At 58.6% G+C, this 1,024-nt stretch carries 1 pseudogene; it reads left to right on the forward strand.

Annotated elements, in window-relative coordinates:
• Window positions 1-127: 127 nt before the first annotated feature.
• A pseudogene (locus GWC77_RS27975) lies at window positions 128-901 on the forward strand (reverse transcriptase domain-containing protein); the annotation flags it as partial.
• Window positions 902-1,024 lie beyond the last annotated feature (123 nt).

Below are 1,024 nucleotides of genomic sequence, written 5' to 3' on the forward strand. Positions count from 1 at the left end.
CTCGTCGCGATGCTCTCGCACCATGCGAACTGCACGCTCGCGGACCTCAGCAGAAAACTTGTTCGACTTGTTCATAGCTCCATTCTCTCAAGAGTTGGAGCCTCCACCAAATCCGGGGCGATTCACTTTGATAATCAGTGAAATGCAAAGCAAACTGGCGACTTGGTCAACGGAGAACAAAGAGCGCAAGTTCGATCGACTCCTGCGACTGATTGCCGACAGGGACTGGCTGAGTGAAGCGGCTCGTATTACGCTGGTCTCCAGCGGTGCCCGCACGCCGGGCGTGGATGGTGTCGACAAGCGCATGCTGGAAGCGAATCTCCAGCATGAACTGGCGACGATACGCGAAGAACTGTTGGCGGGCTCGTATAGTCCGCTGCCCGCACGACGCGTGTATATACCGAAAGCGAACGGCAAGCTCAGGCCACTCGGCATTCCGAGCCTACGGGATCGGATCGTGCAACGGGCGATGCTGATGGCGATGGAGCCGATATGGGAGAGCGATTTCCATCCGGCTTCATATGGCTTCAGGCCTGCCCGAAGCGTGCATCACGCGATTCGCACGGTGAAACTTCAGTTGCAGGATGGTGGTGAACAAAGTGTCGCCGGACGCTGGGTCATCGAGGGCGACCTCGCCAGCTATTTCGATACCGTTCATCATCGTTTGCTGCTGAAGGGAATCCGCAAGCGGATCGCCGACCAGCGCTTCCTTGCCCTGCTCTGGAGGTTCATCAAGGCAGGTTGCGTTGATCGTGATTTGTTTCGTGCCGCGAGTGAAGGCGTTCCTCAGGGCGGTGTCATCTCGCCGCTCCTGTCCAACATCATGCTGCACGCATTCGATGCGTGGATGGAAAGGACCTATCTAAGCAAGAAGGTGCGAAAGGATCGGTGGGCGTGGAACTGCCGCGCGTCAAACAAGATGAGAGCAGCGCGTCAATCAGGATGAGAGTACTGGCGTGGCGGCAGCGGTGAAGGGCGTAGCCCGGAACCGCTGCCGCCACGCCGCGCCGAGCAGTCCCCCGTC

The organism is Paraburkholderia sp. NMBU_R16 (genome assembly GCF_013282575.1).
GTDB lineage: Bacteria > Pseudomonadota > Gammaproteobacteria > Burkholderiales > Burkholderiaceae > Trinickia.